This is a genomic window from Frigoribacterium sp. PhB160 (assembly GCF_003751785.1).
In the GTDB taxonomy this organism is placed as follows: Bacteria; Actinomycetota; Actinomycetes; order Actinomycetales; family Microbacteriaceae; genus Frigoribacterium.
In genome coordinates this window covers 43,520-61,147 of the sequence record NZ_RKIE01000001.1, presented here as the reverse complement: position 1 = coordinate 61,147, position 17,628 = coordinate 43,520, and the positions used below count along the sequence as shown (strand labels likewise).

At 64.4% G+C, this 17,628-nt stretch carries 14 protein-coding genes; 10 read left to right on the top strand and 4 right to left on the bottom strand.

The features are described from left to right. Positions 1–10: 10 nt before the first annotated feature. From EDF38_RS00270 to EDF38_RS00250, 5 genes are all read left to right on the top strand, one after another. On the top strand, positions 11–667 hold the full coding sequence (locus tag EDF38_RS00270) for a YitT family protein (protein WP_123353427.1): 657 nt from the start codon (positions 11–13) through the stop codon (positions 665–667). 43 nt (positions 668–710) lie between these two features. Further along, positions 711–1,766 (top strand): LCP family protein, encoded by a 1,056-nt coding sequence (locus EDF38_RS00265; RefSeq protein ID WP_123353426.1) that lies wholly within the window; start codon positions 711–713, stop codon positions 1,764–1,766. Between the two features lie 221 nt (positions 1,767–1,987). Continuing rightward, positions 1,988–3,469: a sugar transferase gene (locus EDF38_RS00260; protein ID WP_158613280.1), complete on the top strand. Its 1,482-nt coding sequence runs from the start codon at positions 1,988–1,990 to the stop codon at positions 3,467–3,469. Further along, positions 3,470–4,594 carry a glycosyltransferase gene (locus tag EDF38_RS00255; RefSeq protein WP_123353424.1) on the top strand — a complete coding sequence of 375 codons (1,125 nt, stop codon included), beginning with the start codon at positions 3,470–3,472 and terminating at the stop codon, positions 4,592–4,594. 149 nt (positions 4,595–4,743) lie between these two features. Continuing rightward, positions 4,744–7,704: a right-handed parallel beta-helix repeat-containing protein gene (locus tag EDF38_RS00250; protein WP_148061406.1), complete on the top strand. Its 2,961-nt coding sequence runs from the start codon at positions 4,744–4,746 to the stop codon at positions 7,702–7,704. Positions 7,705–7,706: 2 nt separating this feature from the next. Here EDF38_RS00250 and EDF38_RS00245 read toward each other — a convergent pair whose 3' ends face one another. Next, on the bottom strand, positions 7,707–8,327 hold the full coding sequence (locus tag EDF38_RS00245) for a polysaccharide pyruvyl transferase family protein (protein WP_158613279.1): 621 nt from the start codon (positions 8,325–8,327) through the stop codon (positions 7,707–7,709). Positions 8,328–8,780: 453 nt separating this feature from the next. Between EDF38_RS00245 and EDF38_RS00240 the strand changes: the two genes are divergently transcribed. Next, positions 8,781–9,887, top strand: coding sequence for a glycosyltransferase family 1 protein (locus EDF38_RS00240; RefSeq protein WP_123353421.1), 1,107 nt, complete (start codon positions 8,781–8,783; stop codon positions 9,885–9,887). Further along, on the top strand, positions 9,884–11,056 hold the full coding sequence (locus EDF38_RS00235) for a glycosyltransferase family 4 protein (RefSeq protein ID WP_123353420.1): 1,173 nt from the start codon (positions 9,884–9,886) through the stop codon (positions 11,054–11,056). Before EDF38_RS00240 ends, EDF38_RS00235 begins: the two co-directional genes overlap by 4 nt. On the opposite strand, the gene EDF38_RS00230 is transcribed toward EDF38_RS00235, so the two are convergent. Continuing rightward, positions 11,019–12,071 carry a glycosyltransferase gene (locus tag EDF38_RS00230; protein WP_158613278.1) on the bottom strand — a complete coding sequence of 351 codons (1,053 nt, stop codon included), beginning with the start codon at positions 12,069–12,071 and terminating at the stop codon, positions 11,019–11,021. The genes EDF38_RS00235 and EDF38_RS00230 overlap by 38 nt on opposite strands. Before the next feature lie 325 nt (positions 12,072–12,396). Between EDF38_RS00230 and EDF38_RS00225 the strand changes: the two genes are divergently transcribed. The 3 genes from EDF38_RS00225 to EDF38_RS00215 are packed head-to-tail and all read left to right on the top strand — an operon-like array spanning position 12,397 to position 15,969. Then, positions 12,397–13,752, top strand: a complete 1,356-nt coding sequence (locus tag EDF38_RS00225) for an O-antigen ligase (RefSeq protein WP_123353418.1) — start codon at positions 12,397–12,399, stop codon at positions 13,750–13,752. A gap of 30 nt (positions 13,753–13,782) precedes the next feature. Further along, positions 13,783–14,505, top strand: a complete 723-nt coding sequence (locus tag EDF38_RS00220) for a hypothetical protein (protein ID WP_123353417.1) — start codon at positions 13,783–13,785, stop codon at positions 14,503–14,505. Positions 14,506–14,508: 3 nt separating this feature from the next. After that, entirely contained in the window at positions 14,509–15,969 is a 1,461-nt protein-coding gene (locus EDF38_RS00215) for a lipopolysaccharide biosynthesis protein (protein WP_123353416.1), read from the top strand. A gap of 31 nt (positions 15,970–16,000) precedes the next feature. Here EDF38_RS00215 and EDF38_RS00210 read toward each other — a convergent pair whose 3' ends face one another. Beyond that, entirely contained in the window at positions 16,001–16,972 is a 972-nt protein-coding gene (locus EDF38_RS00210) for a hypothetical protein (RefSeq protein ID WP_123353415.1), read from the bottom strand. Next, positions 16,972–17,628 (bottom strand): low molecular weight phosphatase family protein, encoded by a 657-nt coding sequence (locus tag EDF38_RS00205; RefSeq protein WP_148061405.1) that lies wholly within the window; start codon positions 17,626–17,628, stop codon positions 16,972–16,974. The genes EDF38_RS00210 and EDF38_RS00205 overlap by 1 nt, the downstream gene beginning before the upstream one ends.

Sequence of the window (17,628 nt, the reverse complement as noted above, 5' to 3'; positions counted from 1 at the left end):
GGATCGGTCCATGCTCCTCACGCGTCGCCTCCTGCAGCTCGTCGTCGGTCTCGCCCTGTACGGCGTCGCCCTGGCGCTGATGGTGCGCGCGAGCATCGGGGTGGCCCCGTGGGACGTGCTGACGCTCGGCATCGTGAAGCAGACCGGGCTGCCGTACGGGTGGGTCATCTTCGGGACGAGCCTGGTCGTGCTGCTGTTCTGGATCCCCCTGCGGCAGCGACCGCGGTTCGGCACCGTGGCGAACACGCTGATGATCGGGCCGGCGGCCGACCTGGCGCTGCGGGCGCTGCCGACGCAGACGGTGTGGTGGGCGCAGGGGCTGACCTTCGCGCTCGGGCTGCTGCTGCTCGCGGTGGCGAGCGGGCTGTACATCGGGGCCGACTTCGGGCCGGGGCCGCGGGACGGCCTCATGCTCGGGCTGCACGCGCGGCTCGGCTGGCGGGTGGGCGTGGCCCGCACGAGCATCGAGGTGACCGTGCTGGCGGTCGGCTGGCTGCTCGGCGGGCAGGTCGGCATCGGCACCGCGGCGGAGGCGCTGCTGATCGGGCCGCTCGTCGCGCTGACGCTGCCGCTCTTCGACGGCCGGCGCCGCGCGGCCCGCCGTCAGCCCCGAGCTGGGGACGCGGTCGACCCGAGAACGGGCGATCCTCTTGTTACTCTCGTCTGACCGACGAACAGGGGGCGCGTCTTCGTGCGCCCCAGGGAGCCTCATGACCGACATCTTCAACACCGGCCCGGACGACCGTCACGACGACACCCCGGAGCCGACGCGCAAGCGCAAGCGCCGCATGTCAGGCCCCGTCAAGACCCTTGTGATCCTCGCGTCGGTGCTCGTCGGCGTGCTCGTCGTCGTCGGCGTGATCGGCGGGGTCTATGCGATGAACCTGGCCCGAAGCTATGACCAGAAGACGACGAAGATCCCCGAAGCCTTCCCGGAAGAGTCCACTCGTCCGGCTGCCACCAGTGACGGCTCGATGAACATCCTGCTCATGGGCAGCGACTCCCGGGCCGACGAGACCACCATCGACGAGGCCGGGCCCAGCGACCAGCGCACCGACACGATGATGCTCATGCACGTCGACGCCGACCGCAAGAACGTCTACGTCATGTCGATCATGCGCGATCTCTGGGTGCCGATCCCTGGTCACGGCGAGGCCAAGATCAACGCCGCCTTCGCTTACGGAGGCGCTCCCCTGACCGTGCAGACGGTCGAGCAGCTGCTCCAGACGCGCATCGACCACGTCGCCATCATCGACTTCGAGGGCTTCAAGGGCATGACCGACGCCCTCGGCGGCGTCGACGTGTTCAGCCAGAAGGGCTTCACGGCCCGCGGGACGACGATCGTCGAGGGCCTGAACCACCTGCAGGGCGAGGACGCGCTGAACTTCGTCCGCGAGCGATACGCGTTCACGGACGGCGACTACACCCGCGTCCGGAACCAGCAGGCGTTCATGACCTCGATCGTCGACAAGGTGATCAGCCGCGACACCCTGACGGACCCGGCCAAGATCTCCGACTTCGTCGGTTCCGTGTCGGAGTACCTGTCGGTGGACGACACCCTGGATGCCGGTGCGCTCGCCAAACTCGGCGTCAGCCTGCGGGGGCTGTCCAAGGAGGACATCAACTTCTTCACTGTCCCGACCTCGGGCACGGGAACGTCTGCCGACGGTCAGTCCATCGTCAACCTCAACACGGAGGCGATCCCTCGCCTCCAGACAGCGCTGAAGGACGACACGATGGAGTCCTTCCTCCTGACTCTGCAGTAGGCGATCCGGCTCCGGCAGCTGCACCCCACGATCGGGGGGGCAGCTTGAGTATTTGTCGTCCGCCACCACAACGTGACTCGAAGTCATTACGATGGCCCTTTGAGAGTGCACTGACTGGATACGCAGAAGTATCCGATCTCGAGGCCACCGGCCTCGGAACCGGACCCGAGAAGACTCCCGGTTGGACACCTCGGAATCGATGCTGCCTGAGGGGGGAGCCAGTGACGACGACCGAACATGCGCGCCTGAGGCATGGCATCGTCGGCGAGGCGCCTGCACCCTGGGCGCGGCATTACGCACGACGCCTGGCTCTGACCGACACTCTCATCGTCCTCATCGCCGTCGGTGTCGCGGAGCTGCTGTGGTACACGATCAACATCGCGGCGACCTGGGGATGGGCGGCGTGGACCCCTACGGCGACCCGTCACACGATCGCGACGTTGGCGCTCACCGCCGGCTGGCTCTTCGTCCTCACGTCCTACGGAACGCGCGACGCCCGGATCATCGGCCAGGGCGCACTCGAGTACAAGCGCGTCCTGGAAAGCTCCCTGATGCTCTTCGGGACCTTCGCCATCCTGGCGGTCGCCTTCCGGCTCGACCTCGGTCGCAGCTTCGTGCTGACGGCGTTCCCGGTCGCCGCCGTGTCGTTGGTGCTGTCTCGATGGGCGTGGCGGCAATGGCTCGTGTCCAAGCGACGCGCAGGCACGTACACGGCTTCAGCACTGCTCGTCGGTTCTCGCGAATCGGTCCTGCACCTGACCGAGCGCCTCTCCCAGATGCCGGCTGCGGGCTACAAGCCGGCGCTCATCTGCGTGCCCAACGCACGACGGGGCGAGACGATCCACGGCATCGAGGTCGCGGGTTCCCTGACCGACGTCGAAGCAGTCCTCGATCGCGGCCACATCGACTGCGTGATCGTCACCAGCAGTGACGAGCTTCCCGCCAAAGAGGTGCGCCGGCTCGGTTGGTCCCTCGAGGCCTCCGGAACCGAGCTCATCGTCGCACCGGCTCTCACCGACATCGCCGGCCCGCGCATGCACACCCGTCCGGTCGCCGGTCTGCCCCTGATCCACGTGGAGTCGCCCGTCTACGGCGGCCGGAAGGTGTGGACCAAGGTCGCCATCGACAAGACGGCCGCCGCCCTGGCGCTGCTCGTCCTCTCGCCCGTCCTCCTGACGATCTCGCTGGTCGTCGCGTTCACGTCGCCGGGCCCCGTCATCTTCCGGCAACAGCGCGTGGGCCTCGGCGGCGAGACCTTCACCATGTACAAGTTCCGGTCGATGCGAGTCGACGCCGAGGCGCACCTCGCGACGCTCGCAGCCCAGAACCGTGACGCCGGCAACGACGTCCTCTTCAAGATGAAGGACGATCCTCGCCTCACGCGACCTGGTGCCTTCCTCCGCCGGTACAGCCTCGACGAACTGCCCCAGCTCTTCAACGTCATCAACGGGACCATGTCGCTGGTCGGGCCCCGCCCGCCGCTCGACGCCGAGACCAAGGCCTACGAGAAGCACAACTTCCGTCGGTTCCTGGTCCGCCCTGGCATCACCGGGCTCTGGCAGGTCAGCGGTCGCAGCGACCTGTCGTGGGAGGACTCGGTTCGCCTCGACCTGTATTACGTGGAGAATTGGTCAGTGCTCAACGATCTCATCCTGCTCGGCCGTACTGCCCGCGCCGTTGTCCGCGGGAGCGGTGCCTACTAGATGTCCCAGAAGAACGAGGCGACGCGATCAGTCGCCATCATCGGCACGCGTGGCTACCCCAGCTACTACGGCGGCTTCGAGACCGCGGTGCGGAAGCTGGCACCCTATCTGGCAGGCACAGGCTGGGATGTGACCGTCTACGGACGGCCCGGTGCCACTCGAGGCGATGATCGCGACATCGACGACAGGGTGGTCCGTCGCGAGACGCGGGGCCTCGAGACAAAGTCCTTGAGCACCTTGACTTACGGCCTGACTGCGGTCGTCGACTGCATGATCCGCAAACCGGACGTGGCACTCGTGATGAACGTCGCCAACGGCTTTTGGCTGCCGCTCCTGAAGCTTCGCGGCATACCCACTCTCGTGAACGTCGATGGAATCGAATGGGAGCGAGCCAAGTGGGGTGCGTTGGCTAAAGCGGTGTTCCGTTGGGGGGCCAAGACGACCGCTTGGTGGGCAGATCGCCTCGTCTTCGACGCTCATGCCATTGCTCGACGTTGGCAGGATGGGTTCGGCCGGGACGGAGTCTTCATCCCGTACGGCGGTGAGGAGGCGCCAACTGCGCTGCCCTTGGAGGAAGGCCTGGCCGAGCGGTCTTATGCGCTCGTCGTGGCACGCTTCGTCCCCGAGAACACCATCGACGAGTTCGTCGAAGCGGCATCCATGATCGCCCAGACGCACGACGTCGTCATCGTCGGTTCGAGTGGCTATGGAGGCGACCTCGACGAGAAGGTGTCTGGGCTCGCCACGGCGAATCCTCGCGTGCGCTGGCTCGGCCATGTAAGCGATGATCAGAGGCTCTTCGCGCTGTGGCAGCACGCCGGTGCCTACTTCCACGGCCACAGCGTCGGTGGGACTAATCCTGCGCTCGTCCAAGCGATGATGTTGGGAGCACCCACAGTCGCGCGGGACACGGTCTACAACCGCGAGGTCCTCGCCGATGCTGGTTTGCTCGTGCCGCCCGAAGCGGCTGCCATCGCCGATACCGTCCTAGGCCTACTGAATGCCCCGGCTCGGCAGGCTGAGCTGTCGAGCGCCGCGATGACCCGGGCCAGGGCTGAGTACTCGTGGTCCACCGTTCTCGATCGCTACGCAGGGGCGCTCCGCGAGCTGGTACGCACCGTCTGAGTGCGCATGTGGCCAGGTCTGGGGGTACGAGACCAAAACTTCGAGACCACACGAGCGGACGGGTTCGTCTACCGTGGGACAGGACCACACGTCGATCGGGCTCCTGCCGCTTGTCCAGGCCTCTGCCCGTAACCAGATCGAGGATCACCTTGTCGAAGCACATGGCTTACTTCGTCCGTTCCCTGATGGCCGCGACAGCCCTGGCTGCCCTGCTCGTCCCGATCGCGGTCACACCGTCGTTCGCCCAGGAGGCCGCCACTGTGGGCGCGGGCCGCCACGAGGAAACATCGACGGGGGTAGCCCTGACAGGCAAATGGTCCAAGCTCACCAACGCTCAGGATTCCGGCGGCAGTAGTTACTACGCCTCAGGACAGGCGTCGTTCTCCTTGCGCTTCACCGGCACGTCGGTGTCGTGGCTAGCGCGCACCTCACCATCGTCGGGCATCTCGAGCGTCTCTCTCGACGGGGCAGTTGTCGGCACCGTCGACCGCTACAGCCCCTCGGACAAGTTCAACCAGATCGTATGGTCCAGGGACGGCCTCGGCGCGGGATCCCACGTCATCACGGTGACCTCCACTGGACGAAAGAACGCAGCGGCCTCGGGAACGAGTTCGCACCTCGACGCCATGGTCGTAAAGGACGAGAGCATCGCCGTGGGCCCCGGTGTCTACCAGCAGGACGATCCGAACCTGACCCTCACGGGCGCTTGGACTCGCAGTGCGAACGCTGCAGATTCAGGTGGGACCAGTTCAAGCGCATCTGCGACCGCCACCGCGACGCTCACGTTCCGCGGAACGGACATCTCGTGGATCGGCCGAAAGTCTTCCGCGGGGGGCATTGGCGCAGTTGTGCTCGACGGAATACGCCAGCCGGATGTGGACAGGTACTCCCCCACGAACGACTACCAGCAGGAACTGTTCCGCTTCCGCGATCTTCGGGACGGTGTCCACACCATCACGATCGAGTGGACGAACAAGACCAATGCGCAGTCGCGTGGGACTCACCTGCACCTGGATGCCTTCGTGGTCCGGGGCGCCCGCAGCCCGGTCTCCGCGGGCATGTTCGAGGAAGATTCCCCGGACGTGTCCCTGACCGGCCCGTGGACAGCCACGACGAGCAGCTTGGACAGCGGGGAGAAGAGCATCTACGCGAATTCCCGGTCGTCGGCCACCCTCACGTTCAAGGGGACGAGCATCGCCTACATCGGCAGGCTGTCGAAGAGTTCTGGCATAGCCGAGATCACCATCGACGGGAAAGTGGCCGGCAAGGTGGACAGGTACTCGGCTGCGCCCGCATACCGGAACGTCCTGTTCTCCAAGAAGGACCTCAGCGCCGGTGTTCACACGATCTCCGTGACCTGGAGCGGTCAGAAAAACACGGAAGCGTCGTCGGATGCACTCCACTTCGACGCTTTCCGAGTTGAGAACGCTGCGAGCGCCTTCGTCGCAGCCCCGGGCGTGATCGGGGACGACTCGTCGGCCATCGCCTACGAAGGCCCCTGGGTCACGTCACCCAGTTCAGGAGAGCAAGGCGGACAGAGCCGCTATGCCATGTCGGCGTCCAATGCCACACTCTCCTTTTCCGGCACGGGCATCGCCTGGGTCGGCCGGAAGAGTGCAGGTTCAGGCATAGCCAAGGTCACCATCGACGGAATCGCTCAACCGGACGTCGACCGTTACGCGGCGACGACGAGCTACCAGCAGACGTTGTTCCTCAAGCAGGGACTGACTTCGGGCACTCACACCATCGAGATCCAGTGGACGGGCAAGAAGAACTCTGCCGCGTCGTCGGCGTCCATCCACCTGGACGCCTTCGTCGTGTCGGATCTGAGCGCCACGAAGCCGTCTTCCGTTGCGATCGCCTCGGCAGACAGCACCGCACCGGCTCTCGGGGCCGCGATCACCTGGTCCAAGCCGGCCACGAAAAGCCGCGACGCCATCACCTACAGACTGACCCGTTCTGAGGCAGGCGGTGCTGCCACCAACATCGATCTGCCCGACAAGACTTCATACGTTGACGCTGGTCTCGCCGAGAACACGGCATTTGCCTACCGCCTCATTGCACGAGACAGGTGGGGCTTCTCCTCACAATCCAGTTCGACCGTCAACCGGACGACGGGGTCGCTCGGCGTCAACAAGGCCCTCGGATCTTCGAGGTGCGCAAACCCCACTGCGACTGTCCGAGACGGCGCGGCGCTACAAGTCGCCCTGACACAGGCCAAAGCCGGTGACACGATCAAACTCCAGCCTGGCACCTACCGGGGGCGCGAGAGGGCGCCGGGTCTCTACGCAGGCTTCACCATCTCGGACCGTCACGGCACCGCCGCCGCACCCATCAGCATCTGCGGGGTATCTGGTTCAAACATCCGGCTCAGTGGCAGCGACGTCGACTACTCCAAGCTGAACGCGGGCTTCCTCATCGAAGACTCCAGCTGGATCCGGATCGAGAACATCGACATCGCGCTCGTGCATGCTGGCGTTGAGGCTCACTCGAGCACCAATCTCGTCATGGACTACCTCCGAGTTGCTCAGACCTCACAGGCCGGCATTTACCTGAGCAAGAATTCGTCCGACAACGTGGTGGCACACTCGACAATCTCGCAGACAGGCAAGCGGGATGCGCGATTCGGAGAAGGCATCTACGTCGGGAGTTCGCTAGGCAATGACACTTGCGAGCCCTCGTGTGCGGCTGACCGGAGCAGCCGGAACGTGATCGCCTATAACACGATCACCGGGACGACGGGCGAGGCAATCGAGGCCAAAGAGCAGACCGTCGGCGGAATGATCTATAAGAACACGGTGGGAGCCACATCCGGCCAGAACGACATCACGGGTTCGTCTCTCCAGATCAAGGGCAGCAAATACGTCGTGTACGGCAACAGCCTCACCAGTTCACTCGAGCAGGGAATTCGCATCCTGTCGGGTCCGTACTCCGACGGAGCGACTTGGGGAGAAGGCAACGTGATCACGAAGAACACGATCACATTCTCCAAGGCAACGACCAACTCCCTGGCTATCTACGGATTCGCAGCCAATGGAACCGTGATCAAGTGCTCGAACACGGTGTCGCCCAGCAGCGTGAAGACGGCCCCCGCAGCCTGCATGAAGTAGACCTAGTGAGCCTGCCGGGGCGGGGCCCAGAGGTCCGACGGGAATGACTCTCGGAGCAGGGTCGGATCCCAGGCCTCCAACGGTTCGTACGTGGATTTGTCGATACTTTTTGCGTGTGCGACCGCTGAACTGAAATCATCGAAGGTCGGGACGTCGAAGCGGTTGGTCCCCTCGAAGTAATCGGAGTACTTGAAGGGTGATTCCACTGCCGATCTGAGCAGCGCGCAGGGCACTCCGAACGCCTCGGCCAGCACGATCGCATGCAAAGAGGAACCGACGACGACCTCACTAGCGGCAATGGTCTCCAAGACGTTCTTCACAGGCCGTCTCGGGCTGATGAATGCGGGGTGCGACTTGAACTTCGTGATCTCGTTCATGTTCGGTATGACGGTCAGCTCGCGCGTTTCATGCCTGCGATCCGTGCCTTCTGGTGGAGCCAGGAGAAGTGCAGGATCCCCGTAGACCTCCGGCACCTCTAAGCCCTTGTTCTCCATCAGCCACCTGCGCGTTCGGGGCCCCCGTACCGCTCGGACGTCGAGTCTCGAAAACCGGTGCTCATCAGTCCGAACTTTCCCGTTGACACCTGTGCCCCAGACCACATCGTCGTCGTCTGCGAAGTGCATCACGGACCCGACGGACATGACTTTGCGAGCTGGCGATCCTCGTCGAGCTGCGACGTCGGCCTGGGGCAGCATGTCAGTCAGGAGCTTCGCAACGACGACAGGGCCGAGCAAGTCGCCGAAATTGTTGTGCCTGGGCCGCAAGTACGGCAACCTGTGCCGCCTGGGATTCCATTGGAATGCCTCGACGCCGCGAACCTTCATCATTCGTCTCCCCGCTCGATCTCAAGACTGTGGAGCCTTTGACGGCAAGTCGGGCGATCTCCGCCGTCCAACCCCGATGCCACAGGCGCACAAACACCAATTAGCATAGGTGCGGCCCAATGGGGGTGCTGGCCGCAGGTGGGTCACGTCGACGAGCGAGTCCGTGACCATCCATGAGGACGGCAGCCCCGAGGCTGAAACCACCACGAGGGGATCCCACATGCATTCACGACGAGGCCGAACGGCCCTCAGATGAAGATCCTTTTCGACGGGTTCTGGTTCATCAGCGGTCCACCATCGCAGCGACATGTACTTCGAGAGATGGTTACGACTTGGCTCGATCAGTTCCCCGGTGACGAGGTCGGGCTCGTCGTCCGCGCTCGCGATGCGGACGAAGCTCGTCGAGAGCTGCCCTCCAGAGTGACCCTCTTCCCTTCGAGGGCATACCCCCACGCTGTCGTGGCCGCGGTCTCGCTCTCCCGCTCGGCGCGGCGCTGGAGAGCCGACGCAGTCTTGGCGCAGAACTTCGCCGCCCGCTTCCGCCGAGGCGTCAGCGCCGTCTTCCTCCACGACGTGCTCTTCGTCGATCACCCAGAATGGTTCACCCCCACAGAACGCGCGTATTTCAGCTTCATGCCACGCCTGGCGCCTCGGGCAGACGTCGTGTTCACGTCGACGAGCACGGAGGCAGCGCGCATCAGGTCGCGGTCCAAGCCCAGATCGGTCTTGGCGGTGGGCATCGGGTTGTCGAAGGAGCTCGTGCAGGCGGTACCCGACGACCGTGTCAGGACAGCCTCGCCAGTCGAGGCCGGTTCGTACGTCCTTGCTGTCGGCCGGCTGAACGTACGGAAGAATCTGGCGCGTGTCATCGAGGGATGTCTCGATGCGGGTGTCATCTCGAGAGAACGGCCCCTGCTGATCGTGGGCGCCGGGGACGGCAGGTCGGACGTTGAGACCGACGCGCAACGCCGCGCTGTCGACAGTGGGGTCGTGCGTTTCGCCGGGTTCGTCTCGGACGGTGAGCTCAGGTGGCTCTACGAGAATGCGTCGTGCACGGTGTTCGCATCCCTCGGAGAAGGGTTCGGCATGCCCCCCGTCGAGGCAGCCTATTTCGGCTCGGAGATCGTCGTCAGCGATCTGCCGGTCTTCCACGAGACCGTCGGCTCCGTGGCACATTTCGTCAACCCGCTCTCACCGCCTGCGATCGCGGCGGGAGTCGCTTCCGCGCTTCAGCCGGCGGAGGCGCGCGCTACCAGTGTGGCGCCGGAGGCTTGGCAAGCAAGGTACGACTGGTCGGTGTCGGTCGCGAGCATGCGTCGGGCGGTCCAGACCCACCTCGAGACGAAGAGGACAAGATGACTGACGAAGGCAGCGCTCCCGTGCCCGCCCGCCTGAAGGTGGTCCTGATAGATCATTCCGCTGACCCTGGCGGGGGTCAACTCGGGCTTTTGCGTTACCTCAGGGACGTGACGGATTTCGACGTGTCGGTCATCCTGCTGACCGGCGGGGCGCTCGTAGGACAGATACGGGCTCTGGGCCACCGCGTGACGGTCATCGACGACGAGTCACAGTTCAGCTTCTCGCGGGCGCCCCGGTTCAGCGCTCGCCTCGCCGGCGTAGTGCGCCGCGAGTCGCCCGACGTGATCGTCGCGAACAGCCTGTACAGCACCATCACGATGGCGTTCGCACGCCTACCCCGCAACATCACGCGCATCTATTATTCGCGGGTCTCGATGGAGACCCTTCGTGGCATCAAGCGCGTCATTGCGATGAGGCTCCTGTTCAGGCAGTTCGATGGCTTCCTGGCCAACAGTGAATGGACGGCCTCCTGCATCCCCCGCCGCCTCGCGCGCCGCCCTGTCCGCGTCGCCTATCCCATCTCGGGCGTGGACGAGACATCTTCCGCCGGCCGGGTCGCGCCTAGCGGGACAGGTGAAGAGCTCGTCATCGCCTCTCTGAGCCGTCCTGACCGATGGAAGGGCACCGACATCCTCATCGAGGCCGTCGCTCAACTCGAGCCGATCATCCGCGGCCGCGCCGTGCGGCTGGAGATCTACGGAGGCACGTTCTTCTCGGATCCCGTCTTCGTCACCGAAGTCGAGCGCCTGGCGCGAGAATCGCCGGTGCCCGTGTCGTTCAGGGGTCACGTCGATGACGTCGACAGCGTGTTGGATCGCATCGACGTCATGGTTTTGAGCACCCGATTCCCCGAGCCCTTCGGGCAGGTCGTCGTCCAAGGCCTCGCGCACGGAGCGGTGGTCGTCGTTCCCGACCAGGGAGGACCACTCGAGGTCGTCACAGATGGCGTCAACGGGTTGACTTTCTCATCGGGTCGGCCTGAAGCCCTCCGCGACGTCCTAGACGAAGTTCTTCGATCGCCCGAGAAGATGTCGGCTCTGACCGGGAACGGCAAAGGCGTCACCACCGCTTTCGGCGATCACCGACTTCGACTCATGTTCGAGGCATCGGTGCGTGAAATTCATGAGGCAGTCAGTCAGACGCAGTCCCGCCCCCACCGTCGGCGTTGAAACGCGAGTGGCGACGGAACTCGTCATCTCCGGCCAGGCGTCGTAGCACCCCGCTTCGCCACCCGGCCCGAGATGTGCCGCCATTGTGCTTCTCTGCCAGGAGCGTCGCGTAGATCTTCTCGTGCAGACGGCCGACGACCTGCCTATTTCGGCGCGACAAGTCAGGTAGGGCCGCCGCCGCCAGGCCTTCGACCCTCTCTCTCGCGACTCGAACGTCCGAAGCTGCGATCGGGGGGTCGAACAGGGTGACCCATTCATGCCCCACCTCTTCGGCTAGTGCCGTCGTCGATCCGCTACGGGGGAGAAGAACCGGTCTGGCACTCCCGAGTGCCAATAGAGCAGCTCCCGAGTTGTACATGCGCTTGTACGGAAGGACGACGAGGTCTGCAGCGCGGATGGTCGCCTCCAGGGCCTTGTCGTCCAGGTGCTCGAGCCTCAGAGTCACGTGCTGTCCGACCGCGTGCGCTAGCTCCCTGACTCGTCGGGCGTAGCTGAGGTCGATGGGCAAGCCGGCGATCACGAGTTCGACGTCCGCCAGTGGGCCGACGGCGGTGATGAGGTCCTCCACACCCTTGTACGGGCGTACCTGCCCGAATGTCAGGATCTTGGAGCTCCCGCGCGATGTGCGCTCAAGGCCGACATCGCTGACCGGATACGCACCATGGAGAACGACGACACCGGCCGCCATGTCGTTCTCGGGTGATTCGTTTAGGTACACCTTGACGACTGTGAGCTTCTCGAGGAGACGAACTTGCATCCGTTCCAGGCGTCCAGCAGGTTCGTGAGAACGAAGGTTGTGCACCGTCTCAACGACCGGCACTCCGAGAAGACGGAGGCGGGCGAGGAACGTCAGGCCGATGATCGCCTTGACAGCTGCTTTCGGTCCGGTCGAGCCGCGGAAGATGTACTCCGGCCACTGGACGTGGACAACGTCATAACGCCCCAGCAAGGCTGCCCGGTAAGAGAACCTCAGGGTGTGTACGGCCGGAGGTAGACCCTCCTCGAAGAGATCCACATACGGATTCGACGTCGAAGTCGACCGCCTCACGGTGATCAGCACTCTCATAGTTCCCCGACTTCATCCGAGTTGAACGCAACGACACCAATTCGAGCACACAACCCGCCCCTCATGGAACGAGCTTCAGTGTTGATAGGCTCTCACCAGCAGACAGCCTGATGATCAGCAGGCACCCCATCGGTTCGTGTGACCTCCCGCGAACCACTCGAAGGCATCTCACGTGGTGTTGAGGGCGGGGGCGTCCTCTGAAAGGAACTGAGCATGCACATGACCTCAGTCGTCCCACCCTGTCACCTTCGATTCGACGCTGAGGAGTGGCGTCTTGGGTAGCGGCATCGCCCTCGCGCTCGGGGGCCTTGGGGTGGTCCTCGCCATGGTGCTGCCCAAACGCTATGGGCTCGGGATAGCTCTAGTCGTCTTCGTGGTCTTGCCGCGATTCATCTACAGCGAGAACTCGATCATCCAAGGGATCCCCCCATTCGGTTGGGTCGTCGCGGTCTGGGTCCTCCGTACTCTCGGGGAGAGAACGTCCGACCCGGAGAACAGGCGAGCGAAGATCAGGCTCGTGGCCTTGCTCGTCGTCGCCCTGGCATGGTTCGCCGCGACCTTGACCTGGAGCCTTAACCAACTGACCAGCCTCGGCTGGATCGCACCGTTCGTGCTGGGCGTCGTCCTGGTGGTCGTTGGCAGCCGGGAAGCTGATTCCGTCCTGGTCCTCAGGAAGGTCTGGATCTGGACGGCCGCTGTTCTCTCCCTTTACGGCATCCTGGAGTTCCTGCTCGGGTCCAATCCCATCTACGACCAATTGCGACAGCTATTGGACAGTCCATTGGTACGCACGTGGTCGGTCTACCGGTCGAATGCATCCTTTGGTCACCCCCTCTATGCAGCGCTCTTCTACAGCATGTCGGCCGCGTTCGCCTATGGCTGGGCGATCGTGAACGGCCGGCGGTCTTACTTCGTGGTAGCGGGGCTAGCGAGCTTGGCGACCGTGCTGACGATCTCGCGAGGCGGAATCGCAGTCCTGGCTCTGGCCCTCGTTGCTATCTCGACGCTGGCCGTGTTCCGACAGACCCGCCTCAATCTCGGTGGCAAGGTGGGTATCTCCTTCGCCCTGATCGTCGCCGGCCTGGCCGCGTTCCAGATCCCTCAATTGCAGGAACGGTTGTTCTCGGCTGAAGCTCTCTCTTCGGTAGCAGCTCGACAGAGCATCAATGCAATCGTCTTGGCTGCAGGTGACTACTTCGGTTACGTCGGTTCCGGTGTCGGCACGTCGACGGCAGCTGCTCTGCAGTTCAACCCGGAGGGATACCTCATCGAGAACGGGTACTTCCAATTGTTCATCAGCGCAGGAATCCCCGGTGTCGCGCTGTTCGCCATGATCCTGGCAGTGGCACTCGTACGGACACTTCGGCGAGGTGACCTGGCCGGCCTCGGACTCGTCATCACGTTCGGCATCATGCTCGCTTCCTTCAACGGCCTCGAGTCCAACCCGGCGATCCTCTTCCTCCTCGGCATCAGCCTCGCTCACGTCTTCGGTCCGTCTCCTCAGGCGACCCTCGAATTGGAAGAGGGGCTCGAGTCCGATCAAGCAGTAGCTCCTTCGGCCCACGGCCGGGCGGCTCGCAGTGCGACACGAGGCTTCAAGACCCCCAAGAACGCCCTCGGCCGTTCCTGAAATAATCGAAAGTTCACGGTCAACACCGACATGACAAACGACACATTGCTCTACACGGTTGCCCTGAACGGCTACGGCACGTCGTACCGACGGGCCATTCGTTCCCAAGAGGCCTATGCGCGACGGCTCGGCGCGGAACACGTCAGCGTGACCAAGCCCTTCGTGAAGGACCCCGCACTGGCTGCCTGGCTGAAGGTCCCTCTCCTGGCTTCCGCGCTAGCGAGCCCTCGAAAGTGGGTTGCATACATCGACGCTGACTGTGTCGTCAGCGAGCAGGCGCCTGATTTTCGCGAATCCATCACCTCAGGGACCGTCGATGTCCACATGGCGGAGGGACGCTCTGGGCGAGTGAACTCCGGCGTCATATTCGCCAGGAACAGCGAGGCTTCTCGCGGCTACATTGATCGGGTCCTCGCCACGCTGACCGAGTCCGTTTCCCTCGAGGACCGTGCGGGCCTGAAGTACGAGAACGGGAACTTCATCTACGTGGATCGGACCGTCTCACGAGCCGATCGTCTGCCTCTCGAGTGGAACAACACCTTCGACCCTGATCTCGTCGACCACATCCGTCACTACACGGGTGACCTGAGGGCCGGGTACCAGCGATCCGTATTGGACACGTACCTCGGCAAAGCACAGAAGATCTTCGCCAGGAAGCCCGGTCCACAGCCAGAACGGCGTAGTCGCGAGTTCGTGGCAGCCCTCGACGACGTGACCCGGCGGGCCATCCGCCTCTACCCCACGATCGGCTGAGGAGTGCCGAGCGCCCCCGTACAGGCGTCCGGGGACTTCGGAAGGCGTCTCGGGAAGTCGATCTTCTGGTCGTTCCTCGACAAGTGGATCTCCCGAATCTTCACCCTTGTCGTGTTCGTGATCCTGGGCCGGCTGTTGACGCCGTCCGATTTCGGTGCGGTCGCGCTGGCGACGTCCTACGTGGTTTTCGTCACCATCTTCGTCGATGCTGGTTTCGGCAACGCGCTCATCCAGAAGGCCCACCTGACGAAGCGGGACATCGGCACCGCCTTCTCCGTGAGCGCGGTCTTCGGCCTCGCCCTCGGAGGAGTGAGTCTCCTTTCCGCGCCCGCCGTCGCCGATCTATTCGGAAGCCCCCAGACCGCTGGCGTCCTCAGAGCCCTCTCGGTCTCACTCTTCATCCAAGGCCTCTCGTCCGTCCCCGCGGCCCTGCTCGAACGTGAGATGCAATTCAAGGCCCTGGCCATCCGGCGGACCTCTGCGACCTTTCTCTCGGGCACCGCAGCGGTCGTCGTCGCTCTCGTAGGAGGCGGCGTCTGGGCCCTGGTAGTGCAATCTCTGGGCTTCGCCGTCATCGGAGGCGTCCTCGTCTGGGTCTCGACTTGGCGGTCCATGAGCATCGCCTTCGACCTGGGGAGCTTGCGGGACCTGTTCAACACGAGCCTCGGCGTCCTCGGAATCCAGTTCGTGACGTTCGTCAACTCGCAGGCAGACCGCCTCATCGTCGCGATCTTCCTCGGAGTCGAGCCGCTCGGTCAGTACTTCTTCGCCATGAGGATCATCTCCTTGTCCATCGAGCTCTTCACTGCCGTCTTCTCCAATGTCGGCTTGTCCGCGTTCTCGAAACTGCAAGACGATCGACCTCGACTCCGCGCACTGCTGTATCGACTCACCTCGACGACGAGCCTGGCTACGGTTCCGGTATTCGCCGCGATCGGCGCGTTCGCGAGCTTCTTCGTCCCCGTCGTCTTCGGCTCGCAATGGCTGCCCGCCATACCCATCCTTCAGATCCTGATCTTCCTCGGGGCCTTGAACTCGCTGCTCATCTTCGACAGGTCAGTCCTCATCGCAGTCGGACGGGCCTCCACGGCCTTCTGGCTGAGTGTGGGTCAGGCCGGCTTCGGGGTGGCCTTGCTCCTGGTGGCCGGCCCGTTCGGCCTGGTGGCCGTCGCCGCCGCCGTCGTCGTCCGCCAGTACGTGTTCTGGCCGGTACGCATGCTCGTTCTCCGCCGCATCATCCAGTACCGACTGACGACCTACCTCGCTGGCTGGGGAACCGCGATGTTGGGCCTGGTCCTGGCCTGGGGCTCCGCAGCGGCGATCATGGGCACAGCTCCCCTCTGGCTCGCGATCATCGCTTTCGTCCTGGTCTACGGGCTGACCTACGCGCTCCTGGCACGCCGACAAGTCGTCGACGTCGTTCGCATCGCACGGCGTACCGTATTCGAGCGCGGCCGTCTCTGACCCCAGGCAAGGCCGACGATGGCCGCCGTCGTCAGAACGTCCGACCTCCGTCGGCCGACACCGTCACAGTCCCGCCCAGCTGGATCCAAACCGACTCATCGGTCGCTGCGATGGCGATCGGACCGGTCGTGTCCTCGGCCGCCAGGGTCTCCGCCGCGCAACCGACGGCGACCGGGGCGGCGCCCGCGCTCGACGCACTCAGGCCGACGACCGCGACGCCTGCGCAGTCTTCAGCCTGACGGCCAGCGACGACGTAACCATTTCCGGTCGCGGCGAGGGAAGAGGCACCCTCGATGATCGTGCCAGCGTCCCAGACGACGCCTGAGTTCGCAGTCCGGTAGATGACACCGTCGTCGCAGAGGAGGGCAGCCCTGAGGTCGTCCAGCGGGGCCAGCACCGCTCCCGTGGCGCACGGGGCAGCTGCGTTGCCGCCCGGGGCATGGACGACGGCCGGATTCGCGGGGTCCAGGAACCATGCGCTCGCCACTCGGTCCGGGTAGGTCTGGAAGCCTGAACCCGACGTGTACGTAGCGGTGAGTCCAGGGAGGCAGGACGTCCCGCCGAGACCGACCATGTAGGCATACGACTGGTCGACGGCTTGCAACCGGAAGACTGACGAGAGGTCCGTGGTGGACGTCGACGCGATCCAGGTCGAACCGCCGTCATCGGTCTTCTCCAGGACGGGCCGGGACGTCGCCGAGCAGGTCCCGGCCGCCACTCGGTAAGCGACGCTCTCATCGACCGCCGATAGGTAAGTCGTCGGTGCCGCGACAGCGACCGCAGTCGGTTCCGGGGTCGTCGAGCCCGCGTCGGATTCAGACGGGTCGTCACTGGCCGAGGCCACAGGGACTGGCGTGTAGGCATCGGAAGAGGGCGCGTCGCCCTGCCCCAGAACGGCGTAACCGACCAAGGCCACATCGACCGCGAGGAAGAGGGCGAGCCCGCCTATCAGAAGCGGTCGTTTGAATGCGGAGCCGCGGCGGCGGCGTTTGTCCTTGGCCATCAGGGGTGGGTTCCTGTTCCTGCTGTTGTGGTCGCGGCGTGGCGAAGCATGTCGACGACGATGTCGGCCGCGGGTACGAGTTGACGGCCTGATTCGTCGAAGACGGAGTCGTCGAGACGATAGGGGTCCACGATGTCGTCGTCCTCTGGCTGCCGAGCGGGCTCGACGAGTCCGCGCCGAGCCGCGACCGCAGCTACGAGAGCCCGGAAGCGTTCTGCAGTCTGCGCGAGGGGCAACGCGGCGATATCGCGGAAATCGCCCTCTTCCATTCCCTCGGCGAGCCGTGCGAATTCGCGGAGGGTGAAAGTCGTTCTCGACGCTCGCGGATGCATCGAGACGATGGCTCGACGATGGTCACGGCCCATGGCGAAGACGAGGTCGGCGCGCGAGACGAACCCCTCTACGAGGTAGCGAGCCTGATGAGTCGATGGATCGGCGCCGTATCGACGAGACAGCTCCGCCGCTTGGTCGGGCATCTCTTGGCCATCTCGGGCCATGGTGCCAGCGCTCTCCACCACGACGTTCCCGACACCGGCGGTGTCCAACCCTCGGCGGATGTACTGCTCGGCGAACGGCGACCTGCAGATGTTGCCGGTGCAGACGGTCAGGATGCGGAAGGTGGGGGGAAGAGGCGTCCGATCGAAGGTGAACGCCAT